Source organism: Nitrospira sp. Ecomares 2.1, from assembly GCF_965152585.1.
Genome location: NZ_OZ224219.1, coordinates 4,082,191 through 4,100,186, shown reverse-complemented (window position 1 = coordinate 4,100,186; position 17,996 = coordinate 4,082,191). Strand labels below are relative to the sequence as shown.

18 protein-coding genes are annotated in these 17,996 nt (G+C 49.3%); 6 read left to right on the top strand and 12 right to left on the bottom strand.

Features of this window, described 5'->3' with window-relative positions; all coding sequences use genetic code 11:
• Nucleotides 1–23 precede the first annotated feature (23 nt).
• From hscB to iscX, 3 genes are read left to right on the top strand one after another with little or no spacing between them, the layout of a single operon-like run.
• Entirely contained in the window at nt 24–746 is a 723-nt protein-coding gene (gene hscB, locus ACWHYD_RS18135) for a Fe-S protein assembly co-chaperone HscB (RefSeq protein ID WP_447963417.1), read from the top strand.
• A gap of 26 nt (nt 747–772) precedes the next feature.
• On the top strand, nt 773–2,590 hold the full coding sequence (gene dnaK, locus ACWHYD_RS18130) for a molecular chaperone DnaK (RefSeq protein WP_447963416.1): 1,818 nt from the start codon (nt 773–775) through the stop codon (nt 2,588–2,590).
• Between the two features lie 58 nt (nt 2,591–2,648).
• On the top strand, nt 2,649–2,867 hold the full coding sequence (gene iscX, locus ACWHYD_RS18125; protein WP_376753528.1) for a Fe-S cluster assembly protein IscX: 219 nt from the start codon (nt 2,649–2,651) through the stop codon (nt 2,865–2,867).
• 41 nt (nt 2,868–2,908) lie between these two features.
• Here iscX and ACWHYD_RS18120 read toward each other — a convergent pair whose 3' ends face one another.
• Nucleotides 2,909–5,308: a penicillin-binding protein 1A gene (locus ACWHYD_RS18120; RefSeq protein ID WP_447963415.1), complete on the bottom strand. Its 2,400-nt coding sequence runs from the start codon at nt 5,306–5,308 to the stop codon at nt 2,909–2,911.
• Between the two features lie 393 nt (nt 5,309–5,701).
• On the opposite strand from ACWHYD_RS18120, the gene ACWHYD_RS18115 reads away from it, so the two are divergent.
• Both ACWHYD_RS18115 and ACWHYD_RS18110 read left to right on the top strand, forming a co-directional pair.
• Nucleotides 5,702–6,175 (top strand): peroxiredoxin, encoded by a 474-nt coding sequence (locus ACWHYD_RS18115; RefSeq protein WP_447963414.1) that lies wholly within the window; start codon nt 5,702–5,704, stop codon nt 6,173–6,175.
• Between the two features lie 33 nt (nt 6,176–6,208).
• Nucleotides 6,209–6,592: a thioredoxin family protein gene (locus ACWHYD_RS18110; RefSeq protein ID WP_447963413.1), complete on the top strand. Its 384-nt coding sequence runs from the start codon at nt 6,209–6,211 to the stop codon at nt 6,590–6,592.
• 134 nt (nt 6,593–6,726) lie between these two features.
• On the opposite strand, the gene ACWHYD_RS18105 is transcribed toward ACWHYD_RS18110, so the two are convergent.
• The 7 genes from ACWHYD_RS18105 to ACWHYD_RS18075 all read right to left on the bottom strand — a co-directional run bounded on the left by ACWHYD_RS18105 (nt 6,727) and on the right by ACWHYD_RS18075 (nt 12,039).
• The gene (locus ACWHYD_RS18105; RefSeq protein ID WP_447963412.1) at nt 6,727–7,521 is read right to left on the bottom strand and encodes a 6-carboxytetrahydropterin synthase; all 795 of its coding nucleotides are present in this window, start codon (nt 7,519–7,521) and stop codon (nt 6,727–6,729) included.
• 95 nt (nt 7,522–7,616) lie between these two features.
• Nucleotides 7,617–7,937, bottom strand: coding sequence for an iron-sulfur cluster insertion protein ErpA (gene erpA, locus ACWHYD_RS18100; RefSeq protein ID WP_447963411.1), 321 nt, complete (start codon nt 7,935–7,937; stop codon nt 7,617–7,619).
• 167 nt (nt 7,938–8,104) lie between these two features.
• Complete coding sequence (locus tag ACWHYD_RS18095; protein ID WP_447963410.1) at nt 8,105–8,686, bottom strand: DUF3501 family protein; 582 nt, start codon at nt 8,684–8,686, stop codon at nt 8,105–8,107.
• A complete protein-coding gene (locus ACWHYD_RS18090) occupies nt 8,683–9,954 on the bottom strand; it encodes a heterodisulfide reductase-related iron-sulfur binding cluster (protein ID WP_447963409.1) in 1,272 nt (423 codons plus the stop codon). Before ACWHYD_RS18090 ends, ACWHYD_RS18095 begins: the two co-directional genes overlap by 4 nt.
• A 94-nt stretch (nt 9,955–10,048) precedes the next feature.
• Nucleotides 10,049–10,477: a rubrerythrin family protein gene (locus ACWHYD_RS18085; RefSeq protein WP_312741854.1), complete on the bottom strand. Its 429-nt coding sequence runs from the start codon at nt 10,475–10,477 to the stop codon at nt 10,049–10,051.
• Nucleotides 10,461–10,964: a Fur family transcriptional regulator gene (locus ACWHYD_RS18080; protein ID WP_447963408.1), complete on the bottom strand. Its 504-nt coding sequence runs from the start codon at nt 10,962–10,964 to the stop codon at nt 10,461–10,463. Before ACWHYD_RS18080 ends, ACWHYD_RS18085 begins: the two co-directional genes overlap by 17 nt.
• Before the next feature lie 142 nt (nt 10,965–11,106).
• Nucleotides 11,107–12,039, bottom strand: a complete 933-nt coding sequence (locus ACWHYD_RS18075; protein WP_447963407.1) for a cobalamin-binding protein — start codon at nt 12,037–12,039, stop codon at nt 11,107–11,109.
• Between the two features lie 262 nt (nt 12,040–12,301).
• Between ACWHYD_RS18075 and ACWHYD_RS18070 the strand changes: the two genes are divergently transcribed.
• Nucleotides 12,302–12,538, top strand: coding sequence for an Lrp/AsnC family transcriptional regulator (locus tag ACWHYD_RS18070; protein ID WP_312644591.1), 237 nt, complete (start codon nt 12,302–12,304; stop codon nt 12,536–12,538).
• Nucleotides 12,539–12,795: 257 nt separating this feature from the next.
• On the opposite strand, the gene ACWHYD_RS18065 is transcribed toward ACWHYD_RS18070, so the two are convergent.
• The 4 genes from ACWHYD_RS18065 to ACWHYD_RS18050 all read right to left on the bottom strand — a co-directional run bounded on the left by ACWHYD_RS18065 (nt 12,796) and on the right by ACWHYD_RS18050 (nt 17,945).
• Entirely contained in the window at nt 12,796–13,275 is a 480-nt protein-coding gene (locus ACWHYD_RS18065; protein ID WP_342347512.1) for a urate hydroxylase PuuD, read from the bottom strand.
• Nucleotides 13,276–13,568: 293 nt separating this feature from the next.
• The gene (locus ACWHYD_RS18060) at nt 13,569–14,171 is read right to left on the bottom strand and encodes a DNA-3-methyladenine glycosylase (RefSeq protein WP_447963406.1); all 603 of its coding nucleotides are present in this window, start codon (nt 14,169–14,171) and stop codon (nt 13,569–13,571) included.
• A 6-nt stretch (nt 14,172–14,177) separates the two neighbouring features.
• Nucleotides 14,178–15,902 (bottom strand): SagB/ThcOx family dehydrogenase, encoded by a 1,725-nt coding sequence (locus ACWHYD_RS18055; protein WP_447963405.1) that lies wholly within the window; start codon nt 15,900–15,902, stop codon nt 14,178–14,180.
• Nucleotides 15,903–16,001: 99 nt separating this feature from the next.
• Nucleotides 16,002–17,945 carry a DNA gyrase/topoisomerase IV subunit B gene (locus ACWHYD_RS18050; RefSeq protein ID WP_447963404.1) on the bottom strand — a complete coding sequence of 648 codons (1,944 nt, stop codon included), beginning with the start codon at nt 17,943–17,945 and terminating at the stop codon, nt 16,002–16,004.
• Nucleotides 17,946–17,996: the final 51 nt, after the last annotated feature.

The following is a 17,996-nucleotide window of genomic DNA, read 5'->3' as shown; positions in this document are numbered from 1 at the left end:
CCGAGTCGTCAGAGCCGGAAATCATGGAACCCCAACAACAAGCCACGACAAAACCCCGCGAACTTCCGATGGCGCGCAGTATGTGCTGGCACTGCCAATCCGAAGTCACGGGAGAATACCTCTGTGGCCAGTGTGTCAAAGTTCAGCCACTTTCGAAAGACTTGGATTATTTTTCCTGCTTTCAACTGCCTCGTTTGTTGAATATTGATGAACAACAGTTGGAGCAGACTTTTTATGAATTAAGTCGTACTTTTCATCCGGATTTTTATTCGACCAAAGATGAATCGGAAAAAGCCATTAGTTTGGGAAATTCGGCGTTTTTGAATACCGGTTATCGGATACTCAAAGATCCTATTCAACGGGCCGAATATTTAATCCGCTTAGAGGCTGGAGCAGTAAAAGATATTCGATCGAATCCCCCTGCTGATCTGTTTGAAGAAGTTCTTGAGTTACAAGAGGATTTGGAAACCTTCCGTCAATTGGCCCCCAATGGCACGTCATCGGAACTTGAGGTGCTTCGGACAAAGTTGCAGGACGAACGGGAAGGTCTGGAAAAACGACAAGCCGAAATGGAAAAATCCCTGCAGCATAAGTTCACGGAATGGGATCAGTTGCAGGGAGAACCCCCTGATTCGAGCCAAACCCGTGAAAAGAAAAATACTCTGTTGCGGGGTATGCAGGAAATTCTCTCTAATCGAACATACGTGCGGAATATGGTTGACGATTTGCTGGAAACGACGGGCTAACCGTCATCATTAAAAAGGAATATGTTGTGGGTCGTATTGTTGGCATTGATTTAGGAACGACAAACTCGCTGGTTGCCTTTATGGATCAAGAAGGGCCTCATGTCATTCCAGGTCCGGACGGGCAGACCAAAGTCCCATCCATCGTGGGGTTAACGGATAATGGGTTGATCGTGGGGGAACCCGCAAAAGCCCATTTGATTCGTGACCCTTCCCGTACCATTTATTCCGTGAAGCGGTTTATGGGAAAGGGGTTAGACGATGTGAAGGACGAGTTGAAGTATTTTCCCTATCAGCTTCATGAAAAAAACGGAGTGATTCGCATTGAAGTTGGAGATAAGACCTATTCTCCGCCTCAAGTGTCTGCCATGATTTTGAAGGAATTAAAGCGGCGGGCCGAGGAATATTTAAAAGAAGACATCTCCAAGGCCGTGATCACGGTCCCGGCGTATTTCAATGATAGTCAACGACAGGCCACCAAAGATGCCGGGCTGATTGCCGGTATGGAAGTTTTGCGAATCATTAATGAGCCGACAGCCGCTTCGCTGGCCTATGGCCTACAGAAAAAAACACAAGGGCTGATTGCGATCTATGATTTAGGCGGGGGAACGTTCGATATCTCTATCCTCAAATTAAAGGACGGGATCTTTGAAGTCCTGGCCACGAATGGGGATACTCATTTAGGGGGAGATGATTTCGATCAACGGCTCGTTGATGTCATGGTTGATGAAATTTTAAGAATTCAGGGCTTGGATATTGGCGAGTCTCTCGATTTGATGCAAACCGTTCGGCTTGAGGCGGAACGCGTCAAAGTTCGGCTGTCTGATGAAACGCACACGAAGGCTGTCATTGAGCTTCCCGATGGGAAATATGAAAGGACGTGGACACGGGAGGACATGGAAGCGTTAACCATGGATTTGGTGGAACGTACTCTTGCTCCCTGTCGAAGCGCGCTCAAAGACGCTGGATTACATGCTAATCAAATTGATGAAGTGGTCCTGGTCGGCGGGAATACTCGCATGCCGCTGGTCTGGCGAAAAGTGGAAGAACTTTTTGACAAAAAGCCTCACTCTGAACTTAATCCTGATGAGGTCGTCGCGTTGGGGGCGGCTGTGCAAGCGGATATTTTAGGGGGGCATACCACGGATCTGTTGTTACTGGACGTTACTCCCTTGTCATTGGGAATCGAAACAATGGGTGGGGTCATGAGTGCGCTGATCCGTCGAAATACCACGATTCCAACCAGTGCAAAGGAAATGTTTACCACCTATGTCGATGGGCAAACCTCTGTGGATATTCATATCCTCCAGGGAGAACGGGAATTGGTCAAAGATAATCGAAGTTTGGCCCGTTTCCAATTAAAGCTTCCACCTTTGCCGGCAGGGGTGCCTCGTGTGGAAGTCAATTTTCTCATTGATGCCAATGGGATCCTACACGTGACGGCCAGGGATATACGGACAGGTGAGGCTCAGTCGGTTCAGGTGAAGCCTTCCCATGGACTGACCGACGACGAGGTGGAAGGCATGATTCGGGATTCTTTCCAATTTGCCACAGAAGACATCAAAGCCCGTCAGATTATTGAAGCCCGAAATGAAGCCAATGCGATCATTGTGGCAACCGAAAAGGCTCTGGTGCGCGCAACGAATTTAATTAATGACAAGGAAACTGAAAGCATCCGCCGGATTTTGCAGCAGCTTGGTGAAGTCAAAGAGGGAGAGGATCATCGTGTGATTCGTGCGAAAATTGCTGAGGCTGAAAAGACGACTCACCATTTGGCCGAAGTGTTGATGGATGCCACGTTGAAAGAAGCTCTCGAAAGTAAGAAATTATCTGATATCATTAAATAATCCCTCAATTGGGAGACTGTCCGCAGGGAAAAATTCATTAATCCAAGGGGAAGAACGTATGGCTCAGGAATTCATGTGGGGTGATACCGAAGATATTGCTATTCGGCTGCAGGAAGAGCATCCTGACCTTGATCCGTTAACCGTCAGGTTTACGGATTTGCATGCGTGGGTGGTTGCTCTTCCTGAATTCAAAGACGATCCTAAAACGTCAAATGAAAAAAAACTGGAGGCCATCCAAATGGCCTGGTATGAAGAGTTTCAGGACGCCCAGTCCTGAGAGTGCGAAATGCTTTGCATTCGTCCTGCCGAAGAGTTCAATTAAAATGGGGAAAGCTGGTTGGTGGACTCCGAGTTCAACCGGTCGAACTCAAAAAAATCCATAGGGTTCGCTTTCTGAGGAGCCGCTTTTCCTGGTTCCGTCCCTTTACGAAAAACTTCCGTACTGATGTTTCGACTGTTCTTTGATGGTAAATCACCAGTCGTGGTGTCGATCTGTGCGAATTGAATATCACTAGGGATGGGAAAGGTCATAACGGGTGAGTTGAGAAGTGCTTGATCCATAAACCGGGTCCAAATTGGGAGGGCCGCATGTGCTCCGGATTCCAATCTGCCCAGTGTCCGAACCCCATCAAAACCCACCCATACTCCCGTCGCCAAATTCGGAGCATACCCGACAAACCACGCATCGTTATAACTATTGGTGGTTCCCGTTTTTCCTGCCAATGGCCGCCCAATAGATTTGGCGAGTCTTCCTGTTCCGCTTTGAATGACATCCATGAGCATATTGGTGATCAAGTAGGCGTTTTCCTTGGTCATCGCCTGTTGAGGTTCGAACAGATGCTGTTCTAAGATCTCCCCGTTGAGGTTCTTTGCATGCGTAATCAGGTAAGGTTCAAGCCACAATCCCTGATCCGCGAAGACGCCATAGGCAGATGTGATTTCTTGGAGGGTCACGCTGGAAGATCCTAAGGCCAGGGAGAGGTCCTGGCTGAGTGGACTTCGAATTCCGAGGTTGCTGGCGATATTGACGACTTCGGGAACTCCAATTTGTTCAAGCAATCTCACGGTTGCGGCATTACGGGAATGGCGCAACGCTTCACGTAGGGTAATTGTCCCAAAAAATCGTTTTTCATAATTTTCTGGTTTCCAAATCCGGTCTAAATCCTCGTCTTCATACACCACGGGGGCATCAAGAATTAGGGTTGCCGGTGTCAGGCCCTGTTGGAGTGCCGAAGCATAAATGAGTGGCTTGAATGCTGAGCCGGGTTGTCGACGTGCAACCACTGCACGATTAAACTGACTCCGAGTAAAATCATATCCTCCCACCATGGCTTGAACAGCACCAGTCCTGGGATCCAAGGCGATAAGGGCGCCTTCCACAATTGGAGTTTGCTCTAAGATAAATTCCCCAGACTCGACAGTGCCGTTTTTGGGAGCGACTTCAATAATATCCCCCACCTTCAGAAGTTGGAGCGGTGAGGCTTTATCACGGACGACCGCCGTTCCAACGTCCCCATTTTTCTCCAATCGCCGTTGAGCCCAGCGCATATCCTCGAAAAGAATAGAGCCTTTATAGGTATTTCCAATCAAGACTTGAGCAGATTTTTTAGTCACGTCGGTCACGAGGGCTCGGTAGAGGCCATGGACAAGAGCTGCCTTTGGACTCTGTAGTTCCGGAAAGGTATCCGGAGGCGTAAAATCTTTGGAAAAGGCAATATGTTCAATTGGTCCGCGCCAGCCTTGCCGTTTATCTAATTGACGGAGACCTGTGCGAACGGCCTCCTCCGCGCTTTTTTGCATGGCAATATTTAAAGTGGTGTAGATTCGTAGCCCACCCCTATACACCAGGGTTTCTCCGTACCGATCCACCAGGTGCTGACGGACCTCTTCCAGGAAATAAGCGGCGATCGGTTCAATGGACTGATGGCGGTAGGATAGGGTTGTGGCCATGGCCGCTTGCGCATCCTCGTTGGTGATATACCCTGCTTCTACCATACGACCCAAAACCAATTCTTTCCGCGATTTGGCCAGATCTGGATTCCGATAGGGAGAATAGGTGTTCGGGGCTTTAGGAAGGCCGGCCAAAAAGGCTGATTCAGGAAGAGTTAGATCCGAGACATTTTTATCAAAATAGGTTAAGGCGGCTGCTGCCACTCCATAGGCACCGTGACCAAAATAAATTTGGTTTAGGTACATTTCTAAGATTTGCTCTTTGGTCAGCACCCATTCCATTTTTACCGCAAGAATGAGCTCTTTGATTTTTCGCTGATACGTTCGTTCCGGAGAAAGAAAAAGGGCTCGGGCTAATTGTTGAGTAATGGTGCTCGCCCCTTGGAAACGACCACCTTTTTTCATATTGGTCCAAGCCGCCCGCCCGATGCCGATAATGTCTAGTCCAGGGTGCTCAAAAAAGCGAGTATCCTCCGTTGCAATCACGGCTTGTGTGAAGGCTTGAGGGATTTTATCGATAGGGGTATACAGACGACGTTCGATGAAAAATTGCCCAATGATTTCACCGTTTTCTGCATAGACTCTTGATACTAAACTGGGATGGTAGTCTTGGAAGGAGTCAAACGTAGGAAGATCACGAGTCGCAATCCAGAGAATTCCCGCAATGCCTCCTATCCCGATACACAAGGCTAGAAACGTGGTGACTATGGTAATTCGAAGCCAGGACCAGCCGCGTAGCTGGGAAAAGAACGTCCGGGATTTACTCATAGAGAATAAGTAACCAAAAACGGCCTAGAGATAGGAAAGATTTTGGATGGTATCAATGAGGAAGAAAATTTCACTGGCCTTTTATTTACGATACCCCGAGATAGACTAAAACACAAGATCAATATCTGTTTCCTACAGACGGCAATTGGCGGCCATGGCGTATACAAACGATGTTGGAATTGGAATTGTGAAAAATAGGGCGGAAGGAAGATAGCAGAATTCAATGCTCACTGCCCTCTTATTCGACAAACTGGCTTGGAGTGGAATGTAGGTTTGGGACTAAATGGACAATCCTGTAGGTCTTCTGCCAGATTGACAAACTTTTTCACCCCATGGTACCACAAAAGGTCAAGTGAATTTTCGGCATTTCTATTACAACGAAGGAGAAAAATTATGTCTACAGATGTTGCAGCAGAAGTTAAAGTGGGAGACGTGGCCCCGGATTTTACATTAAAAGACCAAGATCAAAAGGATATTAAACTCAGCGACTATCGTGGAAAGAAGAACGTGGTTCTGGCATTTTATCCTCTGGATTGGAGCCCTGTCTGTACAGGAGAAAACAAATGTTTAACCGATGATTTTCCAAACTTCGGATCGGTCAATGCCGAAATTTTTGGTGTAAGCTGTGATAGCTTTTTTTCCCACAAAGCCTGGGCTGATTCCTTAGATCTCAAGCATCAATTACTCGCCGATATGCATCGGACGGTGTCTAAGGCGTATGGATTATATTTTGAGCCGTTGAATTGCTCAAAGCGGGCTACGGTGATTGTGGATAAAAATGGAAAAGTGGCCTATGCGAAGGTTCAGGATATCAAAACCGCTCGTGACGACAAAGAAATTTTGGAAGCGTTGAAAAAGTTAAATTAATCCTGAGGATGTTCAAACCGAAGGAGTTGGTTCTTGAACCTACTCCTTCGGTCTGAAATCTTTGATCGCGAGGCTGTGATGTCCGGTATTGTTGAAGATGTAAGCGACGACAATTACGAAGGGTTTACCGAGGCTTCGGCTGCGATTGTGGCTTATGGCATTGCGACTTGTGAACCTTGTAAGGCGTATGATCCTGTTCTGGCTGAAATCGCCCAACAGTTTACGAATGTGCGATTTGGAAAAGCCAAAATGCATGTTCCGGGACGATGCCGCGCCATTAAAAAGCGGCATCAATTTGAAACGTATCCCACCACCCATTTCTTTTCCAATGGAATGCTTGTGCTCACTAAAGAGGGCAAACTAGAACCCGCCGAACTTGCCAGCTTGATTCGACAATCTTTCTCTATTCAAACCTAGATTCTGTTTTGGTGGATCTATATTGATCCATATTCCACACCTGGCTGGCAGAGGTTTCATTTTGACCAGCAGAATATACCGATTTTCCCCAGCGACAGGTCTTTGAATGTGTTGAAGGGTTTTGAGATTCAGAGCTATACAGAATAAACAGCCACAGCGCCTGGTTGCTGGCTCACGGAGACTCGATAGAGAGATGGTGCTTCGAAGTGGGGCACCAGTGTTTCCCAGATGACTTTTGCAAGCGCGGAATCTGTAACGGGGATGTTGGCAAAGGCCTGATCCTGGCTCAGATTTCGTTGGTCAAACCTTGTAAAGACATGGGTTCTGACGATTTGATCCACAGTGTCTAAATTCATAACCTGCCCTGTGTCGGGGGAAATTAGGCCTTTGATGGCAATCCACAGATCATAATCATGCCCTTGGGGATTACTCGTCCTGAGTTGATGCACTGCAGAAAATGCATAGCGTCGAGCGATTAAGGCCGAATCTCTTTGGGAGGATTGGAGATCTCCATCCATGAAGCTCGCGTTCACTTCAGCGTAGAGGGTTTCGTCTTCGTAAAGACGAAGTGCATCTGGATTAGGAAGGTCTGGATGCTTTTCTAAAATGTGCCATAGGATAATTGCAAAATTTTCGGTTGTGGGAATTCGTTCAGAAAAATAGGGAGTATCAAGATTTAAGTTTTTATGATCAAATTGTTCCAGAACCGCATTTAAAATGTTTTTTAAATCATATAAATTGATGATCATTCCTGTGACAGGATCGATGTCCCCACGCAAGGTGACTTCCAATAAATAATTATGGCCATGGGTATTCACATTATTACAGAGACCAAAAACGGCACGGTTTTTCGCGTCGTCCCATTGAGGGTTGTGGTAGCGGTGGGAGGAGCAAAACTCTAGGCGTTTGGTGAGGGTCGCTTTAGGCATGGGGAACCTCTATAAAAAAGAAAAGGGCTGGAGCTTGGTTGCCTATGGGAGTCCAAGTCCAGCCCTAATTGGTTAGGGGTCTGAGAGAATATTTTTTAGGTCGAGAACGAGCTTCCACATCCACAGGTGGACTTCGCTTGAGGATTTTTAATGGCAAATCCCGACCCTTGCAGACTATCCACGTAATCGACTTCTGCGCCGCTGAGCATTGGGGCGCTCTGGGAATCCACAATGACCTTCACGTCGCCTTTTTCAATGATGGTGTCATCGTCGCTGGTTTTATCTTCAAACGACATTCCATATTGATAGCCGCTGCAGCCGCCGCCTTTGACGTAAATGCGCAAGCCGACGGAATTTTCTTCTTCTTTAATCAGTTCCTTAATTTTCTGCTCTGCAATCTCAGTAATCGTTACCATAGTTGTTGTATCCTCCTTTTAATCACACATTTTTTGTAGTTTCATCTTTCCTTTCAATCGGTTGAAAGGAGTTCAACATTGAGCTTACATCTTAAAGCACGACTTTTATTCTTGTCAATTTATAGAAGGACTGAGAGGTTGCGGAATCATGAAGAGTAAATGATGCATCACTCAAGATCTTTTAGCCATTCCTGCCTCAACTCCTGAGGAACTGGGGCTTCTGTGCGATATTGAGGGTGGAGGATAGTCAGAAAGGCAGGGACTTCATTCTGGGCCAAGAGGTCTCGAAAGGTTTGGGTGGTGGAAAATCGTACAAAATGCACGGCACTGATTTTATCTTCCTTGCTATGCCCAGCCTCAAAATTTGCAAAAACTGAGGTATCCCCAACCTTGAGGCCCACGGTATCGGACTGGTCAATATTCTGAAAAGAATCCAGCAGCGATTGAATTTTTTCGGAATCGGTGATTTCGATAAACAGTGTGGCGCTCAATTCATCACGACCTGGTAGCAAAGCATTGTACACGTCACATTCTTCCTGAATTTTTCCGGGATCAAAGATTCGCTCTATTCGAATCATTTCTTGTATTTGAAATAGCAGGGTTTCACGATTCTCAAACACGAGTGTTACGAGTTCCCCTACAGAAATACGGCGCCGTTTTTTAAGCGTAATAATTCGTTGCCGAATGTCGGCACGATTTTCTTCATATTGAGCGGCTGAGAGGAGGTCTTGTGGTGTGAGCAGGTTCATGGTGTTAATCCATAGGCGTTACGAACGACTTGAATAGGATGCAGGGTCGATTGCGTTGGTGCAGATTGAAGCGCCTGGTCCAGTTGTAGTGCCGACAGAGGGCAATCGGAGGCGACGACGTCGAAAGGCTCCTCTTGAATTTCTCGCACAGCTTTTTTGGCGATTTTCATTGAGAGATCAAAAAATTCAGTCTTGGCACTCCAGGCTCCATCATGGCCGGAACATTTCTCGACCAGATGAACCGTGGCCCCGGTCAGCTCCAACAATTCTTTTGATTTGAAGCCGATATTCTGATCACGTAAATGACAGGGAATTTGATAGGCCACGCGCCCCGGATTGGACTGGAAATCAAGGGAAAGCTTGCCTTCCCGTTTGAGCCGTATTAAATATTCACAAAGATCAAACGTGCGCTCACTCAATTGCTTCATTTCAGGTGTGGGTTTGAGGTAAGGGTATTCCCGTTTGAACATCAGGCTACAACTGGGAGCTGGCACGACGATGTCATATCCCTGATCGAGATAGGGCGCAAAGAGTCGATATTGAGATTCGGCAATCTTGGCCATTCCATCGGTATCACCCAAGTCAAACCGTGGCATCCCACAGCACTGCTGGTCAGGGGGCACCACGACCTCAATGCCATTTTTCTCTAAAATTTGCACTGTGGCCTTCCCGATATCAGTCACCTGATATGTCACCAGGCAGCTTGGGAAGAAGGCCACTTTTCCCTGGCTGCGGGATGCGGGAGCCGGCTTCCGCTGGTTCCACCATTGGGTGAAGGTCTGGGATTGAAACGGAAGGACCTGACGGTTTTTGTGCACGCCCACCGTACGTTCAGCCAGACTACGAAGCCAAGGGGTGCGAAGGGCCCAATTGGTTAGCGGGGCGGTCAGGCTGCCCAACTTTCCGATTAAATCGGTTTGGATCAGGAGTTTGTCACGCCATGTGGCGCCACCTTCAGCCGTCCGCTGCTTTTTCCAGGCAGCCATGAGCCGGGGGAAATCCAAATCATATTGATGGGGCGGAGAATAAGGACAATGGTTGAAACAGAGTTTGCAGTAATAGCATTCCTGTTCAACCTTTGTGAAATCCTGTGGGGTGAATTTTGTTGAGTCGCTCTCATACTCATCAATCCGGTCAATAAGCGTATTGAACGACGGACATAAGTTAAAGCATCGTCGACATCCGTCACAGACATCGAAGATCCGTCGGGTCTCGGTTTCGAGCTGAGACCGCGTCCAGCCGGGCGTAATGAGGTCAAATTTTGGCACAGGTTGTGACGTCGCTTGAAAGGCTTTGTAAGAGTGATTGCAGGGCGGCAGCCTTTTTCATCAGCCGCCGCCATGCGTCATAATGCCGAAATTATCAGCCCTGTTTCAGAGTTTCCAGCCCTTTCGTGAATCGGTTCGCATGGGATCGTTCCGCTTTAGCCAATGTTTCAAACCATTCGGCAAGTTCCTCAAGGCCTTCATCCCGAGCGGTTTTCGCCATACCGGGATACATCTGGGTGTATTCATAGGTCTCACCTTCAATCGACGCTTTCAAATTGGCTTCGGTGTTGCCAATCGGCACGCCGGTGGCAGGATCACCGACTTCTTTCAAAAAGTCCAAGTGCCCAAACGCATGCCCGGTTTCAGCTTCCGAGGTATCACGAAAGAGACCGCCGATATCGGTATAGCCTTCAATATCCGCGCGTCGGGCGAAATATAAATAGCGCCGATTCGCTTGCGATTCGCCGGCAAACGCCGCTTTTAAGTTTTCATGGCTCTTCGTGCCTTTAAGAGCTTTTCCCATGGAGTCCTCCTTTAACGGTTGTGGGGTGTAACCCCGATGATGAATGGTTGATTGAGCGCCCGCGGTGGCGGCGACAGGAGCCGCAATATCCACGGAAGGCGACTTGATAACTGGTAATTTCAAAATCTTTGGGAATGCCGGCCGGGGAGGTCAGGCGATTTAATCGGGGATCCATGACATCGACAATGGCTTGGCACTCCACACAAATCAAATGGTGATGGGGAGACAGGTTGGCATCAAATCGAGCCCGGGTATGGCCAATATTGACTTCATGGATCAAGCCGGAGGTACGTAAGACCCCAAGTGTGTAGTAGACGGTGTTCAGAGACATCATGGGAAATTGCGGAGCGACTTGGGCAAAGAGATCTTCCGCTGTCGGATGCGCAGTACTGCGGAGGAGCGCGTCATAAATGGCCGTTCGCTGAGGAGTCGTTTTTAATCCGCATCCCTGGAATTTCCGCTTGATGTCATTAAAAGAAAAATCCATTTTATTCCTAGTTAAGAATAATTACTATTTAACAAACATCTCACGAATGGGTCAACCGAAGTCCGCCGACTGCATTGGCATAAGTAAAGCCAAGACGAAATTGGTAGGGTCCGTACTTCTGTGAATCGTGCCTTAGAGATAGTTAACGTTCTTTAGGAACCCACTTCCGCCATCCTTGGCCTTGGTGTCCAAATTGAAAATGGATGGGATGAAGGATCTCAGCTAAAATTTCGAGAGATTCAACCAGGCGTGGTCCCGGACGGTTGAAAAACTGGTTCCCATCTGTCAGGTACACCTTTTGATTTTTTACCGCTCGCAACTGTGGCCAAAAAGGATGGGATGTCATGACCGGCATTTCTTCTTGAATGCGAGCCATTGAAAACCCACACGGCATCAAAACCAGGAAATCCGGATCCGAGGCCGCCAAGGCTTCCCAGGTTATCCAGGGAGCATGTTTCCCCTGCTGTCCAAAGACCGAATAACCTCCAGCCAGATGAACCAGTTCAGGTACCCAGTTGCCGGCAGCCATCAGCGGTTCCATCCATTCGATGCAGGCGACGGTGGGGGGAGTGAGTTGTTGTTGGGAATGGTCGGTAATATCGCCCATGCGTTGGTGGGCCTGTTTCAGAAATGCCTGCCCTGCAGTTTGCTGTCCTAAGCCTTCCGCCACTCTGGTCAGATCGTCCCAAACCCCTGATAAGTCCTGTGCGCCCAAGGAAATCAATGTGGGTGACGACCCAACTAAGTCGTGAAGGGCCCGCTGCACCTCATTCGCACTCACTGCGCACACCTCACACTGGGTCTGGGTGACGATGATATCCGGTCGTAAGTTCTGCATCTGGTCGACCAGGACCTCATACAAGGAGAGGGCTGTCTGAAGACGTTCCGAAACCTGGGCATGGATAGCTTGGCTGCTTTCCTCAGAATTCACCGTGGCTTGAGTACAAATAGGCAGCTGGGTAATGTCAGAAGGAAAATCGCATTCGTGTGACCGGCCGACAAGCTGAGCGCGGCAGCCCAATGCGCAGACCATTTCCGTTCCGCTAGGAATTAACGACACAATGCGAGTCGACATAATATTTCCTTGAAGGTGAACAGGAATAGGGAGAAAGAATTGCTCATCCTACCTGAGGAAGCCAGGGCGTCCGCAACTTCTTTTCAGTTGCGTAGGCTGGGCGAGAGGGAGCCGGAAGACAATGGAAGCTACCTTCCATCTATGGTACAAAGGTACCTTCACCATGATTCGGCAAAACAATATCGATCATGTCTGGTGTATACCAAAATCAACGTTGCTATTGATCACAGAAACCTGATCCGCATTTATCAAGGAGGTATGTATGGCAGCCAAAGCGTATATTCTCATGAAAGTCAAAGCAGGAAAAGTCCAGGATGTGTTAGAGACCCTCAAGGCACTTTCTGGCGTGGAACAGGCTCATGCCTGTTTCGGTCAGCCGGACATCTTTGGTCTGGTCAATGCGCCTGATGACCGCGCATTGTCCAACCTCATCATGGCCAAAATCCACACAATCCCCGGAGTGGAAGAAACCGACACCCATATCGTCGTCCAGGATTAGTTTTTCCTTATCCTTGCGGTAGAAGCGGAGGCCGGCTCAAGGGGTGGGAGCAGGACCAGGGGAGGAACTGAGGATTCTGGATGAGATGAAGAACTCTCTCCAGATTGTATCCAGTTGCTCCCTCGTACTTACCATCTTTCCGGGCGCTTCTGTTAAGCCGGGAAAGAACGAGAGAGAAGAGGATGCTATAAAGAAAAAGCCGGGGTCTTTAGACCCCGGCTTTTGTTCTGATTTCGATTCGATATGAAATATTGAGATCAGAATAATCCGGATGCATGGCCGGAATTGGCCATGAAAAAGAGCATAGGTATGGACAGTAAGGTATTGGTGCGTGACGCCAAGAGGGCCATCCGCCCGGCCTTGGCTTTTTCTTCAGGTGTAGCTTCCTTGAGCCCAAGAACTTTTTTCTGATTGGGCCAAATAATTCCCCACACATTCAGCAACATGATGGTACCCAGCCAGGCGCCCATGCCGATCACGGCATCCTGTCCCTGCAGCATAAAGGCACTTCCCATCCGATGCTGATTCATCAATAGGGCGGCGCCGAATATCCAGGTAAACAGGGCTCCCCAGCGAAACCACCAGAGCGCATTAGGCACCAGGTGTTTAAAGGCTTCAGCTTTGGTTTCGGGTGTGACGGCTTTGAGAAATGGCACTTGGATGAAATTAAAGTAATAGAGAATTCCAATCCAGGTAATGCCCGCGAGGAAATGCCCCCACGCTAATAAACTTTCCATAAAATGTCCTCGTATTCGTTAGGTTGATTAAATTAATTGTTGGAGGTGAGAGGTGTCACACCAGCATTTTGACCAGGCCGTACAGGACCACGGTCAATACAAAGCCAGCAATGATGGTGCCAGAGATCGTATCGAGCGGATTGCCCATTGTCTTCCTCCTTTATTGTTCGTAGAAATGAGAAGCGGGTTGTGTCATGTGGCTTACGGAATGTAGCCAACAACTATCTGGTGCCTTAGCGTAACGTAGACCGGCTATCTTGTTCAAGATATCTGACAAAAGGATTCGCAATCATTCACTTTTGGATGATCCGACGCGTCTTTGGTGGAGTAGAAGCCGGCAGACAGAACCGCCACAGTTTCTTTGCCCATTCTCCAGCATAGTCCACGCCAATTCGAGGCAGTGTCTGAATCTGTTTTGGCGAAACAGCCAGACCATGGTTTTCGATCCAAAGTGTGGTGCCGATGGTGGCATCCAATCCGTTTTGGGTGCGATCAATTTCTAGAAATCGACAGATCCGGCCGGGACCGTCGATGCGTCGAGGCACATCCGGCGAATGATCTCCTTCCAGGATTTCCAGTCCTCGAATTAAGACTGCGGCAGGATATTCTTCCTGTTCGGTCACGATATTGAGACAGTGGTACATTCCATAAATCAGATACACATAGGTGAAGCCAGCCTGGCCAAACATGATTTCTGTACGTTTCGTTCGACCTTTGGAGGCGTGACAGGCTTTATCTTTGGGTCCGACATAGGCTTCCGTATCCACAATTTTTGTTCGAATTATGCCGACGGGAGTCTGCTTGATAAGTACCTTCCCCAGCAATTCTTTCGCGACCTTCACCGTTGGTTGTTCATAAAAATCTCGTAATAAGGGGTTTGGAGGCTTTGGGGTCATAGGGAATTAGGTGACATGAGGGCCGTAGGGCGGCAGAGTGGTCAACCGTCCATCGTCAAGTGGTCCGCCAACCGTGAAATGATAGAGCGATTGCCACTTGGTTTGAGGATGCACGCCGAGCACCCGATGCACCGGATCATCAAAAAAACAGCCGATCCCCGTTGACCGGATTCCAGCCGCTTCGGCCTCCAAATAGAGCACCTGGCCGATCAGCCCGGCTTCCCAAAACAATCGTTTGTAAAACCACGGGCCGAACGTGTCTAAGCTGTCATCGAATTCTGCCACCATTCCGAGAGCGAACGCACTGTCACCTGCAATGTCCTGTCCGCAACTGAGTTGTTTGGCCAGGTTTTGGGCGTTGCCTTCTTCTAGTAGATAGAGCGGAAGATCGGGTGGGCATGCTTCAGGAGTCGACCAGACAAACTGCTCATGCATCGCGCTTTTAAAAGACGAGATGTCCCGGTGGTTCGGACTTCGGTTGAGCCAATACAGACCCGGTGGGAGCCCGTCTATGCGGTGAACGAACAAAAAGAGGTGAATCGTGGGATTCCAGGGAATGGCATCCCAGGGCATGGGGCGATCCGGAAGAGGCAAGCCCCCCCTTGGCATAATCCGTTGCAGCATGGTGAAAAAACGATAGGCGGAGAGCCCGGTTCGTCCGTCAAATGAGACGGCGCTCCGTCGTTGATGGATGATCTGCCCTGCCAAGGGTTCGGGTTCAAATGCTGCATGGTCGTCCATGGGGCCAGTCGGGGAATGAAAGGTCATGCGTTCGGGGTCTTGAGTCGATTTCCAGGACGCGTCTGTGACCGAATCGATAATGTCCCACAAAACCGGCTCATCTTTGCTCAAACGGTTTGCCGTGCCTTTCCATTCTCCGGATGTTAGCACCGTATCAGCAAGATCGTTGAAGGCCAGGTTCAGAGTGGGAGGGGGCTCAAGGTTTGTTGGCCAGACGGCCGCCAATAGTTCCGGGTATTCTGGTTCGGCTTGGTGGAAGTCCTGTTTTCGAGTCAAACCCAAGAGCCGTGCAATAGCCTCGTCCGTCGTGCCACTCAGTACCAACAGTTTCCATCCTAAGGTGGCCGCGGCAATTCGCAACGTGCCGATAGCATGGCCAATATCATGTTGGCAGTATCGAAAGGCCCGCTCTCCATATTTCCAGGCTTCCCGCCAATGAATAGATGTGAGACCTACCAGAAATCCCTCAGAGGGCAGGCCTTGTAGAATTGATCGGGCGAGTGAGGATGGAATTGCCCAGCGGTGTTCGAGGGCATGTTCCTTCGGGGCATAGTGGTAGAGCCCTGGGTCAAGGGCAAGTTGAGGCAGAGAAACCGTCAAGAGATAACCCTCGGTGGGGTGGAGGTTACCGCTTGAGGGATTACTCCGCAGTGCCCAGCTGGTCCCGTTGTAGGCTTTCCACGCTGTGAGTGATAACCCATATTCGAAGAAGCGAGAGAGGGTGTTGAGGGTAATGGGTTGTGAGGGTATCGAATGTGGATGAAAGAGAGACTCATAGGCTGGCGAAAGCGGATCTTCGTCGAGTGTGAGATGAGGAAGCGCGATGAGCGAAGCGCCTTCGAATCGTCGAAAGGGGTTGGGTTGATTCGCCCAATCCAAATGTCCTAACGAGCGGGCGTACCGGTTGAACTCATGTTTGGTCTGCTCATGGTAGTGCTTAACGCGATCAAGAGCAGTTCTGGCTTCCTGTTGGGCGATGTCGGTCTTCATAAAGGCAAGTGTAGCACCGTGAGAGGGGAGTGGAACAAGAAGGCCTGTCCCGCCTCGACGGGTCGGCTTTAGAACCAGGTCTATTTAGGCGGGAGGGGTCTACACGTCCAGATTGTCAGCCAGTCCGGCGTTGGCCATGAGAAATTCGTATCGGGCCTCTGTGCGTTTGCCCATCAAATCTTGAAAGGTCCGGTCGGTGTGCAGTTCATCTAACAGTTCGACTTTGAGTAAACGACGCGTGTCGGGGTGTAAGGTAGTGACTTTAAGCTGTTGAGGAAACATTTCTCCTAACCCTTTAAAGCGGCTAATGGTCGGATTGGCATTGCTTCGCGCCCCGCCTACGATGCGTTCCTTTTCTTCGTCGGTGCCGGCCCAGTGGACTTCTTTCCCGATTTCAATTCGGTAAAGAGGTGGTTGAGCAATGTAGACATGGCCTTGCCGGATGAGATCAGGCATGTGCCGGAAGAAAAACGTCAGTAACAGTGTGCTGATGTGATAGCCGTCAATATCGGCATCCATCAACAGGATGATTTTATGGTACCGGAGTTTTTTGAGATCAAAGTCTTTGCCGACCCCACAGCCCAGGACTTTTACGACATCGGCCAGCTCTTTGTTTTCCACCACTTTGGCTAGCGTGAGTTCTTCCGTGTTCAGCACTTTTCCCCGAATGGGAAGAATGGCTTGATTTTTTAAGTCACGACCTTGTTTGGCTGTCCCGCCTGCGGAGTCGCCCTCGACGATAAACAGTTCGCTGATGGTTGGATCCGTGCTCTGGCAGTCGGCCAGTTTTCCAGGCAGATTGAGCCGATGGCTCACGGCCGACTTCCGCATCACGGCTTTGGAGGCTTCACGAGAAGCCTCACGGGCTCTGGCCGCCAGCAACATGCGACCCACGAGGGTTTCGGCAATGCTTTGATTTTCGTTGAGATAGGTTTCAAAGGCCGGTCGAATCAGACTATCCACTTGTGCCTGCACTTCCGGATTATTGAGCCGTTCCTTCGTTTGACCCTGAAACTGCGGATGGAGGACAAGCACGCTCAAGACGGCCGCCATGCCCTCGCGAATGTCTTCGGCTTGGAGGGACAGGCCTTTGGGCGTAAGATTATGGGTGTCGATATAGTTGCGTGCAGCCTTCACGATGCCGCCACGTAATCCCATTTCATGCGTGCCACCATTGGGGGTTGCCACGCCATTGACGTAACTTTTGACAAATTCGGCGGGTTCATCGGTCCATTGCAAGGCCACTTCCATACTCAGACTCTGCCCTGCTCCTTGCGCGACTGACGCGCCATTTTTCAATTGGCGTTCCAGGTAAAAGACGAAATCGACTGTCGTTTTTCGACCGCGATCCGCCACTAATTTTCGCAAGTATTCCTGGATTCCCTGTTCGTGATGGAACAGATGAGTTTCTCCGGTGGTGCCATCTTTAAACGTGAGCTTAAGCCCTTTGTGCAGATAGGCCTTGGCATCCAGCGTTTCCTGCAACACGGCAGGGTCGAATTGAATCGTTTTGCCAAAGATTTTTGGATCGGGACGAAAATAGACCGAGGTCCCGGTTCCTCGGGCATTACCCAAGGCTTTGACGGGACCTTGGGGCACACCTGCTTGATACGTCTGTTCCCATTCCTTGCCCTCACGTTTGACCTGAACTTCCAGGTGACGGGATAGGGCATTCACAACCGAGGCGCCGACTCCATGCAAGCCGCCGGAATGGATGTAGCTTCCCGTATCAAACTTACCTCCTGCATGTAAGGTCGTCATAATAATTTCCAACGCGGACTTTTTGTGCTTGGGATGTTTGTCCACCGGAATGCCACGACCGTTGTCGGTGATGCGAAGACCCTCACGGGATTTATCCAGTTCCACGATGATGTGGCTGGCGTACCCATTGATGACTTCATCGATGGCATTGTCCAGAATTTCCCAGACGAGATGGTGCAGGCCCGTTTTATCGGTGCCTCCGATATACATGGCAGGGCGGCGGCGGACGGGTTCAATACCCTCCAGCACCAAGATGTCACTGGCATCATATGTTTTACCCATGAACGAATCCTCGTGAGTGAATGAGAATGAAAAAGGTCAACAGGGTCTTTG